This window comes from Caballeronia sp. ATUFL_M2_KS44, from assembly GCF_023630965.1.
Classification (GTDB): domain Bacteria; phylum Pseudomonadota; class Gammaproteobacteria; order Burkholderiales; family Burkholderiaceae; genus Caballeronia; species Caballeronia concitans.
In genome coordinates this window covers 38,847-60,359 of sequence record NZ_JALQEA010000067.1, presented here as the reverse complement: position 1 = coordinate 60,359, position 21,513 = coordinate 38,847, and the positions used below count along the sequence as shown (strand labels likewise).

Here is a 21,513-nt window from a genome sequence, read left to right as displayed (position 1 = left end):
ATCGGCGGAACCATGCTCACGCTCACGGTGACGCTCCATAACGGCCAGCCGCCGCGCGTGCCGCTCGCGGCGAGCTTCGATGCCGAAGGCGGCACCATCGGCCGCGCGGTCACGAACCGCCTCGTGCTCGACGACGCCGAGCGCACCGTGTCGCGCCTGCACGTGCAGATCGTGTGGCGCGACGGGCGCTACCGGCTCATCGATCGCGGCAGCAATCCGGCGCTCGTGAACGGCGCGCCGCTCGATCCGGGGCAGGACGTGCCGCTCGCGCACGGTGACGAAGTGCAGATCGGCGGGTACCAGTTGCGCGCGGAGGTATCGGGCGAGGACGACACGGTGAGCGGCGGCGCGCCTTCCGGCGATCCTTTCGCCGGTCTCTTCGACGCCGCGCCTGACGGCGACGAATTGCTGCGCGCGCAGCCCGCGCCTTTGCCGCAAGCCGGCGGCGACTTCGACTTCTCTTTCGACGATCCCGCGTCGAAGCGCTCCATCGACGAACTGTTCGATCTGAAGCCGCTCGACGATCCGCTCGTCGATCCGCTTATTGAGCCCATTTCGCAACCGAACACCGCGCACGACGCCGATCCGTTCGCCAGCTTGACCGGATCGGCGCACCGCGTCGATCCGCCCGCGACGCAATCCGATGCGGGTTCCGAGCTGCACAGCGCGTTCACGCCGCCGCGCGCCCGCACGACGCCCACGCCAACGCCGATCCCGTCGCCCGCGCCCGCGCCCGCCGACCACCGCGCGCTCGCCGATGCCTTCCTGCGCGGCCTCGATGCACCCGGCGTGCACATCGACGCCCTTTCGCCCGCGCTGATGCAACTCGTCGGCGAACTGCTGCGCGAAGCGACGCGCGGCACGCTCGAACTGCTCGCCGCGCGCGCCGCGACGAAGCGCGAGATGCGCACCGGCGCGACGATGATCGCGGCATCGGACAATAATCCGCTCAAGTTCTCGCCGAACGTGGAAGCGGCGCTCGCGCATCTGCTCAATCCGCCGATGCGCGGCTTCATGCCGCCCGCCGACGCGCTCGACGACGCCTACGCCGACTTGCGCGCGCATCAGGTCGGCATGATCGCGGGCATGCGCGCCGCGCTCGACGGCGTGTTCGAACGCTTCGAACCGGGGCGCATCGAGGCGCGCATGTCGGGGCGTTCGATGCTCGACGGCCTGCTGCCCGGCCTCACGCGGCGCGCGCGCTGCTGGGACCTGTTCATCGAGATGTACGGCCAGCTTTCGCGCGAGGCCACCGAGGATTTCCATACGCTCTTCGGCCGCGCGTTCGTCGCGGCGTACGAAGCGCAGATCGACGAATTCCACCGGCGCGGCCGCCGATAACCCGAGACACGACATGCAACTGCAAACCGCGAGCGTGAGCGATGTAGGCGGCCGGTCGCGCAACGAGGACGCCTACGGCGAATGGCGGCACGGCGCGCTGTTCGCGAGCGTCGTCGCGGATGGCGCGGGCGGTCATGGCGGCGGCGATGCGGCCTCGCGCATCGCGGTCGAAACCGTGCTCGCGGAACTCACGCGCGTGGCCGCGACGGGGATCGCGCTTACCGGGCTCAATCTGTTGCGCGTGCTTTTGCGCGCCAACGACGCGATCATCGACGCGCAAGAGCACAATCGCGAACTCGCGCGGATGCGTTCGACGGCGGTGCTCCTCGGCATCGATCAGGCGGCGGGCATCGCGGCGTGGGCGCATTGCGGCGACACGCGCCTCTACTGTTTCCGGCGCGGCGCGACCGTCGTGCAGACGCAGGATCACAGCCTCGTGCAGAGCATGATCGACGCGAACCTGCTCGATACGCGCGACGTGCGCGGCCATCCGCGCCGCAACGTGCTGTTCTCGGCGCTCGGCACGGCGGACGATCTGTCGATCGCGGCGTCGGAAGAGCCGTTCAGCATCGTCGAAGGCGATGCCTTCCTGCTGTGCACCGACGGCTTCTGGGAATATCTCGACGAATCCGTGATGATCGATGCGATCGGCCGCGCCGCGACGCCCGCCGCATGGCTCGATCTGATGGTGGCGCATTTGCGCGAGGCCGCGCGCCCGAATCAGGACAACTTTACGGCGAGCGCGGTGTGGATCGGCGATGCGTCGCAGACCACGGTCATGCTGATGCCCGCGACGTGATGTATCGCGGGCATCGTGACATCGGAAAGAAGCCGGAAAATCAGGCCGCCTGCTTCGCCGACGGCAGCCGCGACACCAGCCGCAACGAGACCGTCAGCCCTTCGAGCTGATAATGCGGGCGCAGATAGAACGTCGATGTGTAATAGCCCGGCGCGCCCGCCACTTCCTGCACCTTCACTTCGGCGGCGGCGAGCGGCTTCTGCGCCTTCGTGTGCTCGGACGAATTGGCGGGATCGCCGTCCACGTATTGCGTGATCCACTTGTTGAGCCAGCTTTCCATGTCCGCGCGCTCCTTGAACGTGCCGATCTTGTCGCGCACGATGCACTTCAGGTAATGCGCGAAGCGGTTGCACGCGAAGAGATACGGCAGGCGCGCGGCGAGCGCGGCATTCGCGGTGGCGTCGGGGTCTTCGTATTCGAACGGCTTTTGCAGCGACTGCGCGCCGATGAACGCCGCGAAATCCGAGTTCTTGCGATGAATGAGCGGCATGAAGCCGTTCTTCGCCAGTTCCGCTTCGCGCCGGTCCGAAATGGCGATCTCGGTCGGGCATTTCATGTCGACGCCGCCGTCGTCGGTCGGGAAACTATGCACGGGCAAGCCTTCCACCGCGCCGCCCGATTCCACGCCGCGAATGCGCGAGCACCAGCTATACAGCTTGAACGAGCGGTTGATGTTCACGGCCATCGCGTAAGCGGAATTGGCCCATGTATAGCGCGTGTGATCGGCAGAACCGGTGTCTTCCTCGAAGTCGAATTCATCGACGGGTTCGGTGCGCGCGCCATATGGCACACGCGCGAGAAAGCGCGGCATCGCGAGGCCGATATAGCGCGAATCTTCGGACGCGCGCAGCGAACGCCAGCTTGCATATTCAGGCGTCCCGAATATCTTGGTGAGATCGCGCGGATTGGCGAGTTCCTGCCACGAATCCATTTGCAAGAGACTCGGGTCCGCAGCGGCGATGAACGGCGCGTGCGCCGACGCCGCGATCTTCGATACTTCGCCGAGCAATTCGACATCCGGCGGCGTCTGGTTGAAGTAGTAGTCGCCGATGAGCGCGCCGAACGGCTCGCCGCCGAGCTGCCCGTATTCGTGCTCGTAGATCTGCTTGAAGAGCGGGCTCTGGTCCCACGCGACGCCCTTGAAGCGCTTGAGCGTCTTGCCGAGATCCTTCTTCGAGATGTTCATCACGCGAATCTTGAGCATCTCGTCGGTTTCGGTGTTGTTGATGAGGTAATGCAGCCCGCGCCACGAACCTTCGAGCTTCTGGAAGTCGGGATGATGCATCACCTCGTTGACCTGCGCGGTGAGGCGCGCGTCGATCTCGGCGATCATCGCCTGAATGGAGCGGATGGCGTCGCCGGAAACGATCTGCGTCTGCGCGAGCGCCTGCTGCGCGAGCGTTTGCACGGCCGTCTGCACGGCGCTCTTGGCTTCGTCGCTTTTCGGGCGGAACTCGCGGTTCAGGAGCGCGGCGAGGTCGTCGCCTTCGAGCGTCGCGCCCTGCAGCGCGGACGGCGCTTCGGCTGACGGCGCAGCGGATTGCGGAATGTCGGACATGGTCGGTTCCTTTCAGGGCTCATTCGGCGGCGGCCGTGGCGGCGCCATCGGTCGCGGCAGGCGTCGCGGGCGGCGTGGCCTTGGCGAGCGTGGCGAGCAGCGCGGGATCGTCGAGCACGCGCGCAATCAGTTCTTCCGCGCCGTTCTTGCCGTCCATGAAGATGACGAGATTCGCGAGCTGCGTGCGCGCTTCGAGCAGCTTCGCGAGCGCATCGACCTTGCGCGCGACGTTGGCGGGCGAGAAGTCGTCCATGTTGTCGAACGTGATGTCGACGCTGAGATTGCCGTCGCCGGTCAGCTTGTTCGGCACCTGAAACGCGACGCGCGGATGCATCGCCTTCATGCGGCTGTCGAAGTTGTCGATGTCGATTTCCTGGAACTTGCGCTGATCGACGGGCGGCAGCGCTTCGGCGGGCTTGCCGGAGAGATCGGCCATCACGCCCATGACGAACGGAAGCTGGATTTTCTTCTCGCTGCCGTAGGTTTCGACGTCGTATTCGATCTGCACGCGCGGCGCGCGATTGCGGCCGATGAACTTCTGACTGCTGGTTGCCATGACGACTCCTTCGCGTGAGCATGAGGTCACGCTTTCAAGACGAACGAGCGATGCGCGGATTTAAAGCGCGGCGAGCCTGCGTTGCTGGCGCCACGCGGGCGCGGCGCAGTTGAAGAGCGCGAAGCCGGGTTCGTTCAGGCAGAGATGGCGCGCGGCGGCCATGCGCTGGCGTTGATAGCCGTCCTTGAGGATGCCGATGCAATGCGCTTTCGACGGCGGCGCGCCGCATAGATATCGCCTGCCGCTTTCGAAACGCGGCGCGTTCGCTTGCCACCAGCGCGCGATCTTGTCCGCGTCGGGCCACGGCGCGCCGTCGTCTTCGTCCATCGCGATGTCGGGATCGGCCGGGTCGTCGTTCGGGCCTGCGGGCAGGCGCTCGGGCGGCTTGCGTTCGAGATCGAGCCAGGCGAGGTCCGCGCCCGTGATGAAGCTGAAGCTCTCGCCGGCGATGCGCGCGAGCGTGTCGTCCGGCATGAGATCGATGAGCCACGGGATGTAGCGCGGATCGCCCGCATGCGCTATCGCGCGGATGAGCACACGCTTGCTCTTCGCGCGCGCGGCGATGGTTTCGAGCAGCGCGCGGGCATCGGCCGGCGGCAATGCGCTGGCGGCGTCGATGGGCGCGGCCTCGCGCAGCACATCGAGCGATGCGGCGCGATCCCCGAGCAGCAGCGCGGATTGCGCGGCGTGCAAGCGGCAGGCGGGGTTGTCATCGTCGAGATGAGCGATGCAGACGGCGAGCAGATCGATGCGGCCGATTTCGCCCGCGCATTGCAGCGCACGCGCGCGCACGGCGGCGTTTTCCGAGGCGATCAACGTGTCGAGCGCACGCTTCGGATCCACGCGATGCTGCGCGCAAGCGGCGAGACCGGCGAGTTGCGCGGGCGGATCGTCGCTGGCGAGCAGCGCGGTGACGGTGTCTTGCAGAACGCTCGCGGAGACCCAGCCGAACGCGGAATGCAGGCCGGATCGCGCGGCGGGCACGGCTTCGCTCAACGCGATGAGTTGCAGCAGCGTCTTGCCCGCATGCGTTTCGATGCAGCCGACCGCGGCGGTGAAAAGCTCGCCCTTCCCGGTGCGATCGAGCGCTTGCATCGACATCTGTGCGCCGACGCGGCCCGCCACCGCGATGCCGTCGAGGTGCGCGGCGATGCGCTCGTCGAGGCGCGCGAGGTGCTTCAGTTTCACGTGAGGGGCGCGCACAAGGTACGTGCGCGTCGTGCGGAGACAGGCCGCGTCTTCGATGTGCTGGTGGAGGACGGGGAGGATACGTGAGCGCCAAAACCGCTGCGTGAGCGCGTCACGATCGGAATCGACGGGGGTGCTCATGGCAGTCGGCGATATGGCGTCGGCACGTCGCGCCAACGGTTCCCGTCGAACACCGCAACGTCGGTGTTTCCAACCGACCAGAGCAGGCCACCCCCCGCGCACAGATAACCGCTCGTAGGCCGGCGCCCCAATCCCATATCGACCGGTGACAAGGTGCCCCCGATCAATTCGTACACGCCGCCGCTACAGGCTGTAAAGACTCGCCCGTCGAACGACTCGACGCTCCAGAAGTCCTCTATTCCGCTTGGCGTCTGAATGACCTCCCACAAGTCGCCGTAGCCTTTCAGAACAAGACCTCGCGACCCGCACACAACGACCGTATCGCCACCGATATACCGCACCGCATTGAGGCGTTCCGAAGTAGGGCTTTCCGCTTGTCGCCATATGTCGTTCTCGCAGTGCCAGATCTCGCCCGCCAGTCCCACTGCGGTCAAGTCGTTCTCCGCTTGACCGTCTATGTCGAGCATGCCCCGAGCAAGGTCTTCTTCCGTTCCGCTTCCGGCGATTCCGGTGTCGTAGGCATCCCAGACGCCGTTCGCGTCGCGACGATAAACAGATCGCGTTATGCCGACAGCGTACACGTTCGATTGAACGGTCCGGATAGCGAACATCCAGTGAAGCGGGTTGGGCTCGATCTCTTCCGGCAGCGCTTTCTGCGTTAGCACTCGATCTTCTCTCAGCGTATAGAGCGTCCCATCGAATGCGAGCGCAAGGGTCTCACCGCACCCATCGGGCGCGAGGTCCTGCGACGTAACTCCCTTCTCGACCAGGACGGGCTTTCCGGGACCTGCAGGCGTCCACGGAACCAGTATGGACGGAGATTCATTGATGTCCTCTATATCGCTAAAGTGAGCATTGATCAAAGCCTGCCCGTCTTTCAGAACCGTCAGTCCTGCCAGAAGGATTGCTGGCTTCGTCTTTCCGTCGTGCAGCGCAAAGTCAGACACGGAAACTCCATTCGCCTAATTCTGGAAAAAGATATCTACGAATGCAGTAGCGTCGGGGCGGTCTCTAATGCTTTGCCGCTTGTTCGTGCGAGACCGCTTGAGAGGCCGGGCATTGTCCGATCCATAAAAGCTATCCATTTGTGCAATGAGACATTCTTCACTGCAGGTGTCCAGTCCGAAAACGGCTTTATGCGCCATCAGCGCGGCGCGTTTGCCCTCTCCATAGTTCCAGTCTTTCTTGCCATGATTGATCCCTGCGGGGCGTCTGGTTCCGGACTTCCGCAAAGGGCCCGGAGGCAGGAACGAGTCTTCATATGCGCCTTGCACGGCATGAAACAATCCATGCTGACCCGTGAACCTCGTTCCTTCGACACACACCGTGGGTGCATCGTCCCCGTTGTACTTGGGAAAATGCCTGCTGTTCCGTCTGATCCAGTGCTGCTCGATCATATGGTGCCCTGTTTCCGTCGGTACGCCGGAGACGTTGTTGCACGGACAGTTGGGGCTTCCGGGACCGCCGTACGGGACGAGCACACAGCATCGGGCATGACTGCAAGACGAACTCTTGCATGATTCCTCGGACGGGAGTCCAGCGCACTCGGACTTCACTTTGGCCCGCTCCGTCTCGCATGGGTCCTTGCCCGAAGGCATCGCCTGCGACGACAAAAACGGCCAGGTCAACGTCTGCACTGCCTTCGAGCATTGATTATGTGTAGTCGTGTCCAAATGCCTGCACAAATTTTCGCCCTCGACGGTGATATTCATCGATCCGGAACAGAACAACGTCTCACCTTTGTTGGTCGTCGAGACCAGACCTTTCTGCGGCGCACAGCCTGCCTCATTTCCTACGCTTTTCTTGAGGCTACTCTTGTCTTTGAGCATCACCTCCTGTCCCGATATCTGCACGGAAGTCGTCCCGTCTGCCGTGTCTTCATCGACGCTGGAGTTGGCATAGGGGACTGGCGTTCCCGTGGGCGTCGCAGGTGTTTGCGGTGGCGTGAAACAGGTGTCCGGGAAGGTGCAGATGGACTTGCCCGATCCTTGCTTGCACGCCACTTCCCGCTTGTTGGCATATACCTTGTTAGCCATCAACTCGCTCCATACTGCAACACCGCACTTGCGCGAAGCCCGTCGTCGTTGGACAGATGGGCCAGAATGTTTCCCCCGGTATAACCTTTCTGGCATGCAGCGAGTGCCGTAGCGATGACTACCGTTCCCTGCGCCGCGCCCACTTCTCCAATGCATTCCGCCGGGTGCCAGATGTCGAGCCGTGCCTTGGCTTTCCGCAAGGTCCGTGCGACTGTCAGCGCTGCCTCCTTGAAGTAGTACTGCTCTCCTGCGATATCCGTCACGCGCAAGCTGATGTCCTCCATCGTCAGCCCGGAGTCCATCAACGCGGCACGCACCGCAGTCGTCAGACCTTCGCCTCTCAGCGCCTCATGCGAGTTGACAGCCGCCCTTTCTTTCGCGAATCCGACACCAATACAGTTGAGGCCCTCTCCGGTTGCGCAAGGATCAATCAGAAGTGCCCCAGCAGCTTCACCCGGCATGAAGGCATCCGAATTAGATTCGGTCAGTATTCGTTCTTGCAGATCGAATTCACGTAATGTGCGCCCGTTGAGCAGGCTGTCCGTCGCCGCTACGACCACCCATCGCACGTCGCCTTGACTCGTCAACTGCCTCGCCTTGGCCAGCGCCGCGACGACGCCGGCACGTCCCATCGCGAACACAGTCGAGGCTGAACAGAACCGAGCCTGTAATTCGGCTTCGATCTGACTGAACAATTCACGATCTAGTCCATCGATTCTTCCCGGCCTGTTTGCCTCCGCTACGCACAGAAGCAGCGGTATGTGCCTCCATGCTTCACGGTCCACCCCTTCGAGACACTCCGCTATCGCCATCGCCGCCATCTTCGCGAGCTTCGTGCGTCCTCTCCACGGCTTCTCCAGCTGAACCTGATGCGCCATGATCCACTCGCCATCGGAACCGATGAATCGCGTTTCCGTCGGATTACTGATCTTCGCGCGGATCGCGGCGCATGTTGCCGGAGCCGACAGCCCCACGCTCGTGACAAGCCCCGTGTTGAGAATAGCGATAGCGTGCCCCGTCATGCCGATCGCTCCTTCGCGCCCATCGGCACCATGATGACCGGTATCGGAAACGCCACGACGCCCTTTTGCTGCCACCACTCCCGCCCCTTCCTCCCCACCAGCACCCGCGCGATCTCGAGCATGTTCTTCCGGAGCGGCCTGCGTACGCGCCAGCTCATCGTGAACCGCTGGAGTTCAGGCTCGAACACGATCGTATCGACGCCCGCCCGGTAATCCTCCGGCTCGCCATGCTTCGGCACCACCAGCACCGGCGCCTCGAAATCCGGCAGCGCGAAGCTGCGCCGTCCATCCGCCGTCAGGTTGATCAACGTCACTTCGGCGCCGCCGACAGGCATCGCCAATTGCTGATCCTCCGGCGCGGCCTGGTAATAGCGCTCGTCGAAATCCGGCGGCAGAAACGGAAAGTGCTTCTTCATCCATTCATCGTCGTATGTGCCCGCATGCCGATACCGCGCCTCCCAGCCGCGCCCGAGCACCCCGAACGACATCGGCCGATACGCCTCGTCCGGACGCATCACCGGCCGATCCAGCTCCTCGGTATTCGGCAGCAAGCGCCCGTCGACCCACTCGCGCCGCAGATGCCGCCGAAACCCTCGCCCCACCGGATTCGCCATGAACGCCGCATGCTGCATCGGATCTTCGTGTTCCTGATCGACGCCGCCGAACGCAGAATCGTAGGTAATCGGCTTCGATACGAACGGCACCGGCGCGCCCGGCTCGATGCGCGTCGCGCCCGCCTGCCACACACGATCGCCCACCACCGCGAACTGCTTCACCATGTTCCCCACGCGCAAAGCCACCGGCACGCGCGTCGCGGGACGTCCGCCCGGCGCGTGCGCGCATCCGAGCAGCAGCACGTCGCAGCGCGGCTTGCGCGGCGCGTAGTCCACCTCGTAGTACGGCGCGGAAAATCCCGGCTCGCCGGTGAAGGTATCGGCCATGACGAGCGGCACTTGCTCGTCAGCGAGACGCACCGCTTCGCCCGGCGCGGGCAGATGAAACGTCCCCTTGACCACGACCACGAGCGACTCGCGCCCGCTCGGCTCGGTGCCCATCGTGTAGCCCGCGACCATGCGGGTGGCGTTGATCAGTTCCATCTTCGCAGGCGTCAATTGAGTTGCACCGAGCCGCCCTTGATGCGGTTCACGCCCGACGACCGGCTCGACACATACGTGCCGCGTATCAGCACCTTGCCCGACTTCGTGAGCGTGATGCTCGCCTGTCCGCAGCGCAGCACGATCTCTTCCTTCGCCGTCACCACGAGCCTTTGGCCATCGGCGTCCGCTTCGACCTGCGCGGGGGCTTCGTCGAGCGGCCACGGTTCATCCGCCTGAAGGCATCCGACGATAACGGGCCGCGCCGGATCGCCCGCCTCGAAAATGAGCAGCACTTCGCGCCCGATATGCACGCCGCGCACATCGGCGACGCTGCGTGCGACGAGCGCCGCGCCGCCCGGCTGCCCCGCATACACGACGAGCGGACGCGCGCCCTCGCCGCTGAATCCCACAAGCTCGCCGATGCGAGCGCCTTCGACGACCGGCATCGTCAAAGGCTCGATGAAATCGCGTCCGCTCATCGCATTCTCTCCATGCTTGCTGCTCAGTAGACGAATGTCGCCGCCGCAATTTCAAGCGTCGCGGAACGTCACGCCGGCCGAGTTCCCGCGATCAGATGAATCTGCGCGAGGCTGTCGGGCGCGAGGTCCTGCATCACCGCGAGAAAGTCCTTGCCGATCAACCCGCGCGCGCGTCGAATCAAGAGCGGCGCGGGACTCGTCGGCTCGGTGCGTTCGAGGAACGCGCAGACCGCATCGAGCGCGGCGATGGCCGCTTCGCGCGACGCAATCTCGCCGGGACGCGCGACACCGCGATGCATCGGCGGCGCGGGTTGTTCCGTTTCGGCCGGTTCGGCGGGATCATCGGCGGCCGGCATCGCACGGAACGGCGATGCGATGTAGCGCGCGGTCATCGTCAACGCGCTCATCGACGGCGCGCGCGCCGCGCCCAGCTTCTCGCCGATGCACGCAGCCAGCGCCTCCACCGCGCGCGGCAGATCGAGCGCATCGGCGCGCATGGCGGGATCGTGCGCGAGGGCATCGGCGAGCATGCCTTCCACGCGCGGCAGGCTCGCCGCGCTCGCGCCTTCCTGCGGCGCGAGCCGTCCCTGCGCCACCAGCATGTCGCGCACCGTCAGGCGCTCGCCGTGCACGCGGCAGACCTCGCATTCGCGCAGATCGTGCAGCAGCGTTTCGGCTTCCGCGAACGGCGTGTAGGCATCCGCGAGCGGCGCAAGCGCGTTGATGCGCAATGCGGCATCGCCGCCGTCGCCGGCTTCGTCCGGATCGAGCGGCGGATAGAGGCCGTCCCAGTAACGCTCGATCAGCCCGGTCAGCAAGCGCATGCCCGCGACGAAACCCGCCAGCCCATGCACATGCGACGCCGCGCGCGTCCACGCCACCGCCACGCGCACGTCCTTCGAGCGGGCGAGCAGCGCTTCGGCCTGTTCGAGCACGTCGTTCCAGGGCGGCGGCTCGGCGGGGGTATCGAACTGGCGCGTGGGATGCTCGCGCGCGAGCGCTTCGAAGGCGAGAAACGCCGCGTCGTATTCCAGATCGATGCCCGTGGGCGGATCGATCGCGGCCGGCGCGAGCAGCGGTTCGACGTCGATCATGCCGGCTCCTCTCTAGAACTCGCCGCAGCCGTGCTGCCCGTTCACGACGAGGCAGTTGTTGAGATTCGGGCGCGAGCGCACGCGCTTCCATTCCGCCGCGAGCGTGTCGGCCGGACCTTCGGACTGTTGCAGCGCGAGGATCGGCTCGTTCGTGCCGACGCAAATGTTCACGCCGCCCAGATTGCTTTCGTAGACGAAGCTCTGCTCCTGCGCCGTGAAAAGCGGCTGCAGGCCGCTGCGATTGAAGACCGCGCCCTGAAGCTCCATCGGCGTGACGGTGAGCGTGCCCGGCACGACGACCACCTCGTAGCCGACCGGCGACGAGAACGCGCCGTTGATCGCATAGCGGCCGGGCGGCGAATTCGTCGTCGCGGACGTGCCGGTCACGCCGCCGGCGATCGCCGAGCCGCGCTGATCGCCGCCGAGCAAGCCGGTGACGTCGAACGTGAACGGGCCGTTCGGCGTGCCTTCGACGCGCGCCTGATCGCCGATGACGACGCGCGCAACCGGCCGGTCCGCGTACACGAAGTGATTGCCGCTCGCCGGCACGACGTTCTGCGACGGCTGCCCGTTCCAGCTACAGACGCCGCCGTAGAGGCAGCCGTAGAAGTTCGGCAGCGCGCCGCCCGGTTCCACGCCGTTGCGCCGCTCGTCGTTGGGCGACAGCGCCCACACGCGCCACGCGTTGCCCGCGTTCAGCGTGCCGCCCGCATCGTTCTGGAAGAGGCCTTGCTGCATCACCAGGTCGATGCTGCCGCCCGCGCTCAGTGTCGTCGGCGCGCCGGGAACGCCGAGCGCGATCGCGCCCGTGTCCGCGATGGCGGTCAAATCGCCGGTCACGCTCGCGGGCGGTCCGCCGATCTGCGCGACGCTGCCCGCCGCGCCGTCGAGTCCGTTCGCGTTCGCCGCGCCGATCGCGAAGCCGCCCGCGTTCGAAAACCGCACGTCGTGCGCGCCGGCCAGCGCGAGCAGTCCGACGCTGTTGCCCGCATCGGCGAGAGCGAAGTTGCCGCCGCCCGCGAGCAGCAGCGTTTGCGCCGCGATGCCGCCCGGATCGGTCACGGCACCGGACGAATCGAGCGCGAGCGTCTTGCCGGGAAGCGCGATGCCGGACGGCAGATCGATGCCCTGACTGTTCGCGCCGGTGTTCTGCAGCGTGAGGCTCGTCGCGACGGCGGGCCGCGCGGCGCAACCCGCGCCGCCCGCGCAGGCGCCTTCGACCACGATGCGCCCGTTCTGCGTCGACGACCCGAGCACGAGCGTCGCGATGGCGGGCGAGAACGCCTGATAGCTCTCTGCGTCGATGGACAGGCCCGTTGTCGCGCTCGTGCCGAAGAGCGTGACCGGCACGTCGTTCTGCGCGGTCACGGCGAAGCTCGACGGATCGACCGATGCCGGCGCGATGCCGATGGTGCCGCCCGGCGCGGCGATGGACCCCGGCGCGCTGCGCACGGCGATGCTGCTGTCCGTGCCGCCGTTCGCCGAACGCAGGATGACCGCGCCCGACGCGCCCGCGCCGATAGAGAACGCCGGGGCCGCGAATCCCGCGTTCGGCGGCACGTTCACCGCGCCGATGCCTAAGCCCGGCGTCGCCGAATCCGTCGAGCCGGTGACGCGCACGTTCGCCGCCGCGATCGATCCGGACCACAGCAGCGCGCCGTATCCGCCAGGATTCGCGCCGGTCGCGTGGCCGCGTACATCCACGGTTCCGTTCGGCGCTTGCACCGAAGCGCCGTCGAGCATCGCGACACCGTTGTTGCCCGCGCCGCTCGCCGCGCCGAAGACGCGGATCGCGCTGCCGTTCGCGGGATCGGCCGAATCCGCCGCGAGCGAGACGAGTTGCGTCGGCCCCGGATTCACGTTCGCCGCGTTGCCCGCGTTCCGAAGAATCACGCCGCCGCCGGGATTCGCCGCCGCGTTCAGGCTCTGGCCTTGCACGTCGATGCTGCCGGTGCCGGAGCGGATCGTCGCGTCGTTCAGATCGACGCCGTACGCCGTGCCGAACGCGGGAAACGCCACGCCGTCGCCCGTCGAAATCTGCGCGGGCGCGATGCCGTGCAGCGTGACGTTGCCGCCGCCCGTGTCGATGTCCGTCGAATGGACCTGCACCGTCGCGCCGTCGAAGCCGCTCGCGCCGCCGTTCGCCGTGCCCATCGCGACGCGGCCGCCGTTCGTCGCGAAGCGGATGCGGTACGCCGGGCCTTCGCCCGCATTGCCGAGCGCGATGATCGCGTTGCGCGCATCAGCGACGATATCGAGCGGCCCGGCCGTCGACGTGATGTCGTTCTGCAAATTCAGCACGCCGTTCGAATGAAACGCGAGCGTGGATGCGCCGCTCGCGGTTTCGACGATCGGCACCGGCACGAAGATGTCGCCCGTGCCGCTTTCGCCGCCGTCGGTCGTGCGCAGATCGAGACTGCCCGCGAGCGTCGGGTTCGCGCCCGCCGTCGGCGGCACGACGCGCCCGGTCGCGTTATCGAACGTCACGCCCGCCGGATTGGCGATTGCGATGTCGCCCGCGTTCGTCATCGTCACGTCGCGCGTGCCCGAGAAGCTGAGCGACGCCACGCTGTTCGGCGCGCCCGTCAAATTGAACACGCCCGGCCCGACCAGATTGAGCGTCGATGCCTGGATGCCCGCGCCGCCTTCCGTCACCGTGCCGGCGGATTGCAAGGTCAGCGTGTTGCCGGAAAAGCCGGCGGGCAGCGAAATGCCCTCGCTGCCCGCGCCGCCGTTCGCGAGCGTGAGCGACTGCGCGTTCGGCGCGGGATCGGCGGTATTCAGCGTGATCGGCCCCGTATGCGTGGACGATCCGGCGAGCACGTTCAGCACGTTCGGCGAAATCTGGCCGAGCACCGTGGGCGTGATGGTGAAGCCGCTGGCAGTCCCGCCGACGTTGATCGGCGTGGCGTTCTGCGCGACGAGATCGAACGTGTCGGGCGCGAGGCCGCCCGGCACGAACACGAGATTGCCGCCCGGCGCGAACAGCGACGGCGACACAGTCGAGAGCGACGTCGTGATCGTGATGGGCGCGGGCGCGTTCGTGCCGCTCGTGGCGCGCAGCACGAGCGTGCCGCCCGTGTCGGAGATTTCGTAGGCGTCCGGGTCGCGTCCCGCCGAAATCACCGAGTTGTTGAGCGCGATGGCCGGCGACGTGCTGGGCGTCTGCCCGGTGATTGACAGCAGACGGCCGTTGCCCTGCGCGGTCACGTACGCATCGCTGATCTGCACGCCGGGGAAGACCACGCCGTCGTCGGGCTGATTCGTCGTGTAGCCGCGAATGTCGATATCGCCGTTGGTCGTACGGACATCGACCCGCCGCACGTTGCCGCCGCCGATATCGCCTTGCAGCGACACGCCCGGCAGCGCGTTGCCGCCGCCGAAGATGCGGATGTCCGCGTTGGCCGACGTGATCGACGTCGGCGTATTCGCGTTGCCGGTCACCGAAACGCCCGTTCCCGGCACGCCGAAAGGCACGGGCGCGCTGGGCGCGGGCTGCACCGTGCCTTGCACGAGCATGCGCCCGCCCGCCGCGAGGCGCGTGCCGGCGAGGTCCACGCCATCCACGAGACTGCTGCCCGCGAGCACGTTCGTGGAGTACGCGGGCGCGCGGCCCGTCACCGATACATCGCCGGTCGCGGTGCTGATCGTCGCGCCTTCGATCCGCACGCCCGCGCCCGACACCGAAGTCGATGCCGTCACGTCCGGCGCGGTGCCGTCGATGCTGACCGTGCCCGACTGCGTCACGAGGCTCGGCGACTGCACGGTACTGCCCGTCGTCGGAATGAGCGCGACGCCGATGCCCGACACGCCCGTCGAGAGGCTCGTCGAGAGGCCCGTCGAGATGGTCGGCACCACTTGCGCGACGCCGCGAATGTCGATGTTTCCGCTCGTCGTATTGAACTGCGAGTTCCCGCTGATCGACACGCCGCCCAGCGCAACCGGCGATGCATTGCCCGCTTGCCCTCTGATCGAGATATCGCTGACGGACGTGGCGAGCGACGAATCCAGCACGTTGACCGCCGCGAGCGGCGTGTTCGGCACGAAGCCGAGGAACGTGTCGCTGATACCGAAGCTCGTGTTCGGAATGGTCAGCGCGCCTTGCCCGTTGATGGTGACGGAACCGCTCGCGAGACCGCTCGGCCCTTGCGGCACGGTCGTATCGATCAGCGAACTGGCGATGCCGACCGCCGCGCCGTCGAAGCTCGTCGCGGCGGCGGGCGTGCCGGCCTGCGCCTGCGGCACGCCGATGGTCAGAAAGCCGCCGTTCGTGCTGATCGACGCCCCCGCGAGCACGATCCGGCTCGCGCCCGCCGGCGCATTGCCCGTGTTGGCGTCGAGCACGACGTTCAGCCTTCCGTTCGGCGGCACGCTCGGACCCCCCGCCTGCGCCACCGATGCCCCGCCGATCGTCCCGAGCAGCGTGATCGAGCCGTTGGCGCTCAGCGTGAGCGTGGCGTCGTTGGCGGCGGCGGGTCCGGTTTTCGTGATGCTCGTGCCGCGCTGCATCGTGATGTCGCCGTTGAAAAGGCCCGTGCCGCCGCTGCTCGTCGAAAGCGTCACCGAACTGCCGCTGTTGAGCTGATTGCTCACGTCCTGCGCGAGCACGCTGCTGTCGGCGGTGCCGGGCGAAAACGTGACGCGGTTCGTGTTCGGGTCGAGCGCGGGCACCGCCGTGCCGAGCGTGCTCGGCCTCGTGTTCACGATCAGCAGGCTCGCCGGATCCAGCAGCCATTCGCCGCCGCGGCCCATCGGGGCATCGACGTGAATCTGCGCGCCGTCCGTCTCCAGATAACCTCCGGATGTCTCCACGCGCCCGCCGTTGCCGCCGCCCGCCCCGCCTCGCGCCGAGAGTTCGCCGTAGACGCGCGCCGCCTGCGTCGCGTACATCACGACGTTGCCGCCATCGCCGGCGGCGAGCGCATCGGCGAATACATGGGCATTCGGGCTCATCCACAGGCCGTCCGCATTCGCGATGTCCGCCTCCCTGCCCGCCGCGCCGCCGCCCACGCGCACGCGTCCGCCGCCTTGCGCGCCGCTCGCGTCGATGCGCGCGCCGTCCATCAACGCGACATCGTGCCCGGTCACGTCGATGCGCCCGCCCGTGCCGCCGTTCGGCGCGCTGGCGTCGAGATTGCCCGCGATTTCCGTCACGCCCGACGTGCCGCCGTCGAGCACGATGCGCCCGTTGCGCGCCTCCACGCTTCTCGCCCGCACCGTGCCCGTCTGGTTGAGCACGCTCGCGGCGGCTTCGTCGGCGGCGCGCGCGGACATCACGATCTGGCCGCCGTCCGCTTCCAGCACGCCCGCGTTGCTCACGAGCGCGTTGGCGACCTTGTCGTTGACCTTCAGCATCGTGAGGCCGTCGCCCGCGAAGTCGAGCGTGATGTCGCTGCCCGCGCCCATCGCGATCTTGCCGAGCGTCGCGCTGACGCGCCCGCTGTTGTCCACCTGCGCGCCGAGCAGCGCGACTGCGCCGCCCGCCGCCGCCGTGATCGCCGCGCCCGGTTCGATCGACACGTTCCCGGCCGCCGCGCCGCCCTGCGTGAAGCGGTATTTGCCGGCGAGGAACGCGTCGTCGGAAATGCCGAGCGTCGAGGCGACGAGCGATCCCACGTTCACCGACGCCCCGCGCGCGAACATCACGCCCGCCGGGTTGACGAGAAACACCTGCCCGTTCGCGTTGAGTTGCCCGGCGATGCGGCTCGCCTCGTTGCCCACGACGCGATTGAGCAGCACCGCCTGCGCCGACGGCTGCGAAATGTCCACGCGCTCGTTGCCCTGAATCGAAAACCCGTTCCAGTTGACGATGCCCTTCTGCGAGCCTTGCGTGATGGTCATCGCGGTGGCGCTCGGCCGGTTGATCGCGACGTTGCCCGCCTGCACCTGCTCGCCGACCGGCAGCGCGAACGCGCCCGGCGCGGCGACGAGCACGAGAAGCGGCAATAGCGCCGACGCCTTCAGTTCCGCGCCCGCCTGACGCGCGGCGCGTTTGGCGAAACGTCTGATCGCACGTTCCCATTCGCGGCGATGCTTGCGGGTCCGAAGGCAAGTGGTGTCGTTCATTGCGCGCTCCTTCACAGACCCTAAAACGATTTGGAGACCTGCACGTACACGCGCGGCAGCTTGTCGTCGCCGGTGGTGTCGGGGCCGGTCGTGCGCCAGGCGATGCTGCCGTCGACCGTGATGCCGTACGGCCCGCTCCAGAACGCGCCGATGCCCGCGCCGCTGCGCGTCACCGTGTTCGCGCCTTGTCCGGGAATCGAGCGCGCGTTGTAGCGGCCGACGCCGATATCGAAGAACGCGGACAGCGTGAGCGACGGAATCACCGCGTAACGAAGCTGCGCCGTGCCGATCAGCCCTTCGTCGACGACCGCTTCGGACGGCGAATACGCCCGCACCGCGCGCGGCCCGCCGAGCGTGATGCGCGACGAACTGTCGAGGTTCTGGTTCGCCCATTGCCCGGACATGCCCACGAAGAAGCTCGTGTTGCGCGTGATCGCGTTGAGGCGGTTCGCCTGCATCGTCAGCCGCACGCTGTTGCCTTGCGCGTGACGGCCGAACGGACCTTGATCGATGGATTCCGCGAGCGCCGAATCGATATTCAGATGCGCGAACGAAAGCTGCACGTCCGCGCTGTTGAAGCCGCCGCCGAGCAAACTGTCGCGGCTTTCGTACGACAGCCCGACGCTCGCCACGTACAGCTTTTGCGGATTCTCGAAGCTCACGCTGTCGATCTTGTCCGTGAGCGACCGGTACTCCAGCGCGCCGCGCAAGAGCAGGTTCTGGCCGCGCGAGCGGATGAGCGGATGCGATACCGACGCGGTCACGACATCGGCTTCGCCGTGGGCGTCGAGCGCCGAGAAGTTCTGGCCGAGGTAGTAGTACAGATGCGAATACGCGATGCCCGCGCGCGTGCCGTACGCGTTGACCGGCGCGTCGTAGCCGATGCGCCCGTAGACCGTATCGGCGCGTTCGGCGGCGAGCAGGTTGAGGTCGAGGTTGTCGCCGATGCCGAACGGCGACGCGAGCCGCCCGACCGCGCCGAGCCGCCAGCGGCCGGCGGGCGCCGCGCCGTAGTCATCGGCGGCGACCGCGAAGTTCCAGCGGCGCACCGGCTCCACGGTCACGCCGAGATCGACGGTGCCGGGCGTGCTGCCCGTCTCCAGCGCCGAACTCACGCGAATGCCCGGTAAATCGGACAGCAGCAGCATCGTGCGTTCGAGTTCCGCTTGCTTGAGCGGCTTGCCCGGCTCGATGGCGGCGAGCCGCGCGCGCACCATCGATTCCTTGATCGGCGCGCCGGGCGCAACGGTCAGCTGCACGCGGCCGATCTTGCCTTCGAGCACGGTGAAAAGCACGTCGCCTTGCGTCACGTCCTGCGGCGGGATCACCACTTGCGCGAGCGGATACCCGCGCTCCCGATACGCCGCCGCGACGCGCGCGCCCATTGCGTTGAGATCGTTGATCGACACTTCCTGGCCGATCTTGTCCGCGACGAGCGGGAGCAGCGCGTCGGACGGCAGCGACTCGTTGCCCGCGAAGCGGATGCTTTTCAACGTGAACGTGCGGCCCTCGGGCGCGGGCGGCGCGGCGGGAGGCGGCGCGGGCAGCGCGTTCATTCCGCCAGGCGGCGGCGCGGCGGTGGAAGGACGCGGCTGCTCGTTGAGCAGCGTGCCGGCGCTCGGCGTCTGCTGCGTGCCGGGAAGCGGCACCTGCTGCGCCCACGCCGACAACGCGCCCGCACACGCGATGCTCGCGCCGGCCATGCGCGCGAGCCTGCACGGACTCGATTTATTACGGATAGCGAAGGAATTCATGGCGTCGTTCACTGCTGCGTCGTTATCGAAAATCAGGCGAAGATCAAGCGGGCACGAGCTTCAGCGCGCGACCGAAAGCCGCCAGTTGCCCATCAGATCGAAGGGCGCCCAGTAGAACGGATGCGCGAACTTGCCGTCGGCGAGCACGGCGAGTTGCGCGTCGCGCATCGCGTCGATGGCCTCCTCGCCTTTCGTGAGCGCGCCGTAGAACGTGCGCATGGTGAGCGCGGTGGATTCGTCGGCGACGGGCCACATCGACACGAGCAGCGCCGATGCGCCCGCGTAGAAGAACGCGCGCGTGAAGCCCATGATTTCGTCGCCGCGCTCGATGCGCCCGAGCGCCGTCTCGCACGCGGACAAGGTCACGAGCGCGACGGAATTGAACTTGAGGTTGTAGATGTCCTCCGCGAGCAGCGGGTCGGGACCGTCGGCGGGCTGCGTGGCGGGCGCGAGCAGCACGCGGGAATGCAGCGGATCGATGGTGTCGGCTTGCGCGTGCGTCGCCACATGCACGATGCGGCCGGCCGGCGCGTTGTCGCTGAAGGTCTTGCGCGTGACGTCGTCGTGCAGAAAGGATTCGCGCTGCGCGAAGAGCGGCCCGATGGCGCGGACTTCGGCTTCCGCGCCGGGCAGATCGAACTCCGGCGCAATGCGCGGATTGCCGAACGCGACGAGATTGCTCGCGACGCGCTGCTGCCGCCGCACGAGCTGCACCGCGACGCTCGCCGATGGCGCGAGCGCGATGGCATGCCGCTGGATCAGGAAACCGTCCGCGTTCTTCAGCGCCTGGAACGGCATGTAGTGCAGCGCGCCGTTCGGCACGACGACGAGCCGTTCGCCGGGACGCAGGCCGAGCGGCGCGATGAGCAGCGCGTCGAGCTTCGCGCCGTAGGTGAGCGCCTGCGGCCGCCCGCGGACGATCGCGCCGCGAAAGTCGTTGACGGCGAGCGCCATGTCGCGGCGCGTGATCGGCAGCGTGAAACCCTGAAGGCCGTCGGCGCGCACGACCCACGCGATCATCCTGTCGGGCAGGCCGTGATATTCGACGATCGCCTCGCCGGGTTTCAGCGCGCCGCGCACGTCGTCGAGCGAAAGCGCGCGGCCGTTGAGCTGCGTTTCGTCGACGCCGGATGCGAGCCGGTTGCGCACCACGTCGAGCAGCGCGCGGCTGCGGCTTTTTTCCGAGAGCGCCCACGCCTCTGCGTAATCGCCGTCTTCGACGACGAGCGCGATCGTTTCCTCGAAGACCGTTTGCGTGTCGGAGAAGAGACCGGTCTTGAACTCGTCGCTGCGAAAGCGCGCGCGGATGGACTCGGATTCGTCGAGCGCGGCGAGCCACGCGTCGCGCGCCTTCGCGCGGTCGCCGAGCGCGAGGTACGCGCGGCCCATGCCTTCCTGCGCCCAGAGCTTGTCGTAGCTGGCGTCGGAACCGCCTTTCGCGGCGCTGGCGGCGAACGCGTCGAGCGCTTGTTGCGGCTTGTGCTCGGCGAGCAGCAGATTGCCTTCGATGCGTTTCCTGAGCGGCGCGAGCAGCGTGTCGTCGATGCCGCCGGTTTCCTCGAAGGTCGCGCGCGCGCCGGCTGCATCGCCGGCGGCGATTTGCGCGTTGGTGATCGAGAGCAGCACCATCGGCCGATACCGCGCCGAAGCCGTCGCGAGCGCCGCGCGATATTCCGTGAGCGCGGCGGCCGGATCGCCGCGCCGTGCCGCGATGTCGCCGAGCACCTTGTGCGCGGGCGCGAGCACTTGCTGCGGATTCTTCTCCCCGGCGGCGATGGCCTCTTTCGCGTAGCGTTCGGCGTCGGGGAGATCGCCCGCGTAGCTGTAGGCGATGGCCAGATCGCGGCGCGACAACGCGGCGAGGTTCGCGTTGTCCGTCTCCCTGGCCACGACGAGCGCGCGCGACGCCGCCTCGATGCTCTCGCGAAAATCCCCGCGCTCCGCCGCCGCCACGGACATGCTGCAGTACGCGTAGCCGTCGAGCTTGACCTGATCGCGCGCGAGCAGAAGGCGTCCTTCCTGCGAGAGCGTCGCGATGGTCTCGGCGTCGCGCACGCGGGCTTCGGCCTGGCGCGCGGCGGGCGTCGGCGCTTCGTCGCGCGAGGGTTGCGCCGATTGCGCCGTTTGCGCCGATTGCACCGTTTGCGCCGTTTGCGCATCGGCGCGCAACGCGGCGGCGGCGAGCGCGCAGCACATCGCGAAGATGGTGGCGATCCGCCGTGCGTCGCTTTTCGCGACGCGAGCGCCGGCCTTCAGACGGGCCGGCGCGATCCGCTCAATCGGTTTCACGAATGCGCTCCTCGATGACCGCCGCATCGTGCGATGCAGTGCCACGATTAAACGAAACACCGCAGCCGATTTAAAAAACGCGGCGGCGTGGAT

General features: G+C 67.2%; 14 protein-coding genes. 2 read left to right on the top strand and 12 right to left on the bottom strand.

Annotation, left to right across the window (positions count from 1 at the left end):
- Positions 1-12: 12 nt before the first annotated feature.
- Together tagH and NCR39_RS27940 are read left to right on the top strand one after the other, a co-directional pair.
- Positions 13-1,341, top strand: coding sequence for a type VI secretion system-associated FHA domain protein TagH (gene tagH, locus NCR39_RS27945; RefSeq protein WP_250456009.1), 1,329 nt, complete (start codon positions 13-15; stop codon positions 1,339-1,341).
- A 13-nt stretch (positions 1,342-1,354) separates the two neighbouring features.
- The gene (locus NCR39_RS27940) at positions 1,355-2,140 is read left to right on the top strand and encodes a PP2C family protein-serine/threonine phosphatase (protein ID WP_250456006.1); all 786 of its coding nucleotides are present in this window, start codon (positions 1,355-1,357) and stop codon (positions 2,138-2,140) included.
- Between the two features lie 40 nt (positions 2,141-2,180).
- Here the strand turns inward: NCR39_RS27940 and tssC are convergent, their stop codons facing one another.
- The 12 genes from tssC to NCR39_RS27880 form a co-directional block, all read right to left on the bottom strand.
- Positions 2,181-3,698, bottom strand: a complete 1,518-nt coding sequence (gene tssC, locus NCR39_RS27935) for a type VI secretion system contractile sheath large subunit (RefSeq protein WP_250456003.1) — start codon at positions 3,696-3,698, stop codon at positions 2,181-2,183.
- A 19-nt stretch (positions 3,699-3,717) separates the two neighbouring features.
- Positions 3,718-4,254, bottom strand: a complete 537-nt coding sequence (tssB, locus tag NCR39_RS27930) for a type VI secretion system contractile sheath small subunit (protein ID WP_250456001.1) — start codon at positions 4,252-4,254, stop codon at positions 3,718-3,720.
- Between the two features lie 60 nt (positions 4,255-4,314).
- Positions 4,315-5,523 (bottom strand): TIGR02270 family protein, encoded by a 1,209-nt coding sequence (locus tag NCR39_RS27925; RefSeq protein WP_350029707.1) that lies wholly within the window; start codon positions 5,521-5,523, stop codon positions 4,315-4,317.
- Between the two features lie 56 nt (positions 5,524-5,579).
- Positions 5,580-6,530, bottom strand: a complete 951-nt coding sequence (locus NCR39_RS27920; protein ID WP_250455999.1) for a beta propeller repeat protein — start codon at positions 6,528-6,530, stop codon at positions 5,580-5,582.
- Between the two features lie 15 nt (positions 6,531-6,545).
- On the bottom strand, positions 6,546-7,619 hold the full coding sequence (locus NCR39_RS27915) for a PAAR-like domain-containing protein (protein WP_250455997.1): 1,074 nt from the start codon (positions 7,617-7,619) through the stop codon (positions 6,546-6,548).
- Complete coding sequence (locus NCR39_RS27910; RefSeq protein ID WP_250455995.1) at positions 7,619-8,641, bottom strand: hypothetical protein; 1,023 nt, start codon at positions 8,639-8,641, stop codon at positions 7,619-7,621. The genes NCR39_RS27915 and NCR39_RS27910 overlap by 1 nt, the downstream gene beginning before the upstream one ends.
- A complete protein-coding gene (locus tag NCR39_RS27905; protein ID WP_250455992.1) occupies positions 8,638-9,738 on the bottom strand; it encodes a DUF2169 family type VI secretion system accessory protein in 1,101 nt (366 codons plus the stop codon). The genes NCR39_RS27910 and NCR39_RS27905 overlap by 4 nt, the downstream gene beginning before the upstream one ends.
- Positions 9,739-9,749: 11 nt before the next feature.
- Positions 9,750-10,217, bottom strand: a complete 468-nt coding sequence (locus NCR39_RS27900) for a DUF6484 domain-containing protein (RefSeq protein ID WP_250455990.1) — start codon at positions 10,215-10,217, stop codon at positions 9,750-9,752.
- Positions 10,218-10,285: 68 nt separating this feature from the next.
- Complete coding sequence (tssA, locus tag NCR39_RS27895) at positions 10,286-11,311, bottom strand: type VI secretion system protein TssA (RefSeq protein WP_250455989.1); 1,026 nt, start codon at positions 11,309-11,311, stop codon at positions 10,286-10,288.
- 12 nt (positions 11,312-11,323) lie between these two features.
- Positions 11,324-17,377: a two-partner secretion domain-containing protein gene (locus tag NCR39_RS27890; RefSeq protein ID WP_250455987.1), complete on the bottom strand. Its 6,054-nt coding sequence runs from the start codon at positions 17,375-17,377 to the stop codon at positions 11,324-11,326.
- A 20-nt stretch (positions 17,378-17,397) separates the two neighbouring features.
- Complete coding sequence (locus NCR39_RS27885) at positions 17,398-19,131, bottom strand: ShlB/FhaC/HecB family hemolysin secretion/activation protein (RefSeq protein WP_250455986.1); 1,734 nt, start codon at positions 19,129-19,131, stop codon at positions 17,398-17,400.
- 60 nt (positions 19,132-19,191) lie between these two features.
- Positions 19,192-21,420, bottom strand: coding sequence for a CHAT domain-containing protein (locus tag NCR39_RS27880; protein ID WP_250455984.1), 2,229 nt, complete (start codon positions 21,418-21,420; stop codon positions 19,192-19,194).
- Between the last annotated feature and the right edge of the window lie 93 nt (positions 21,421-21,513).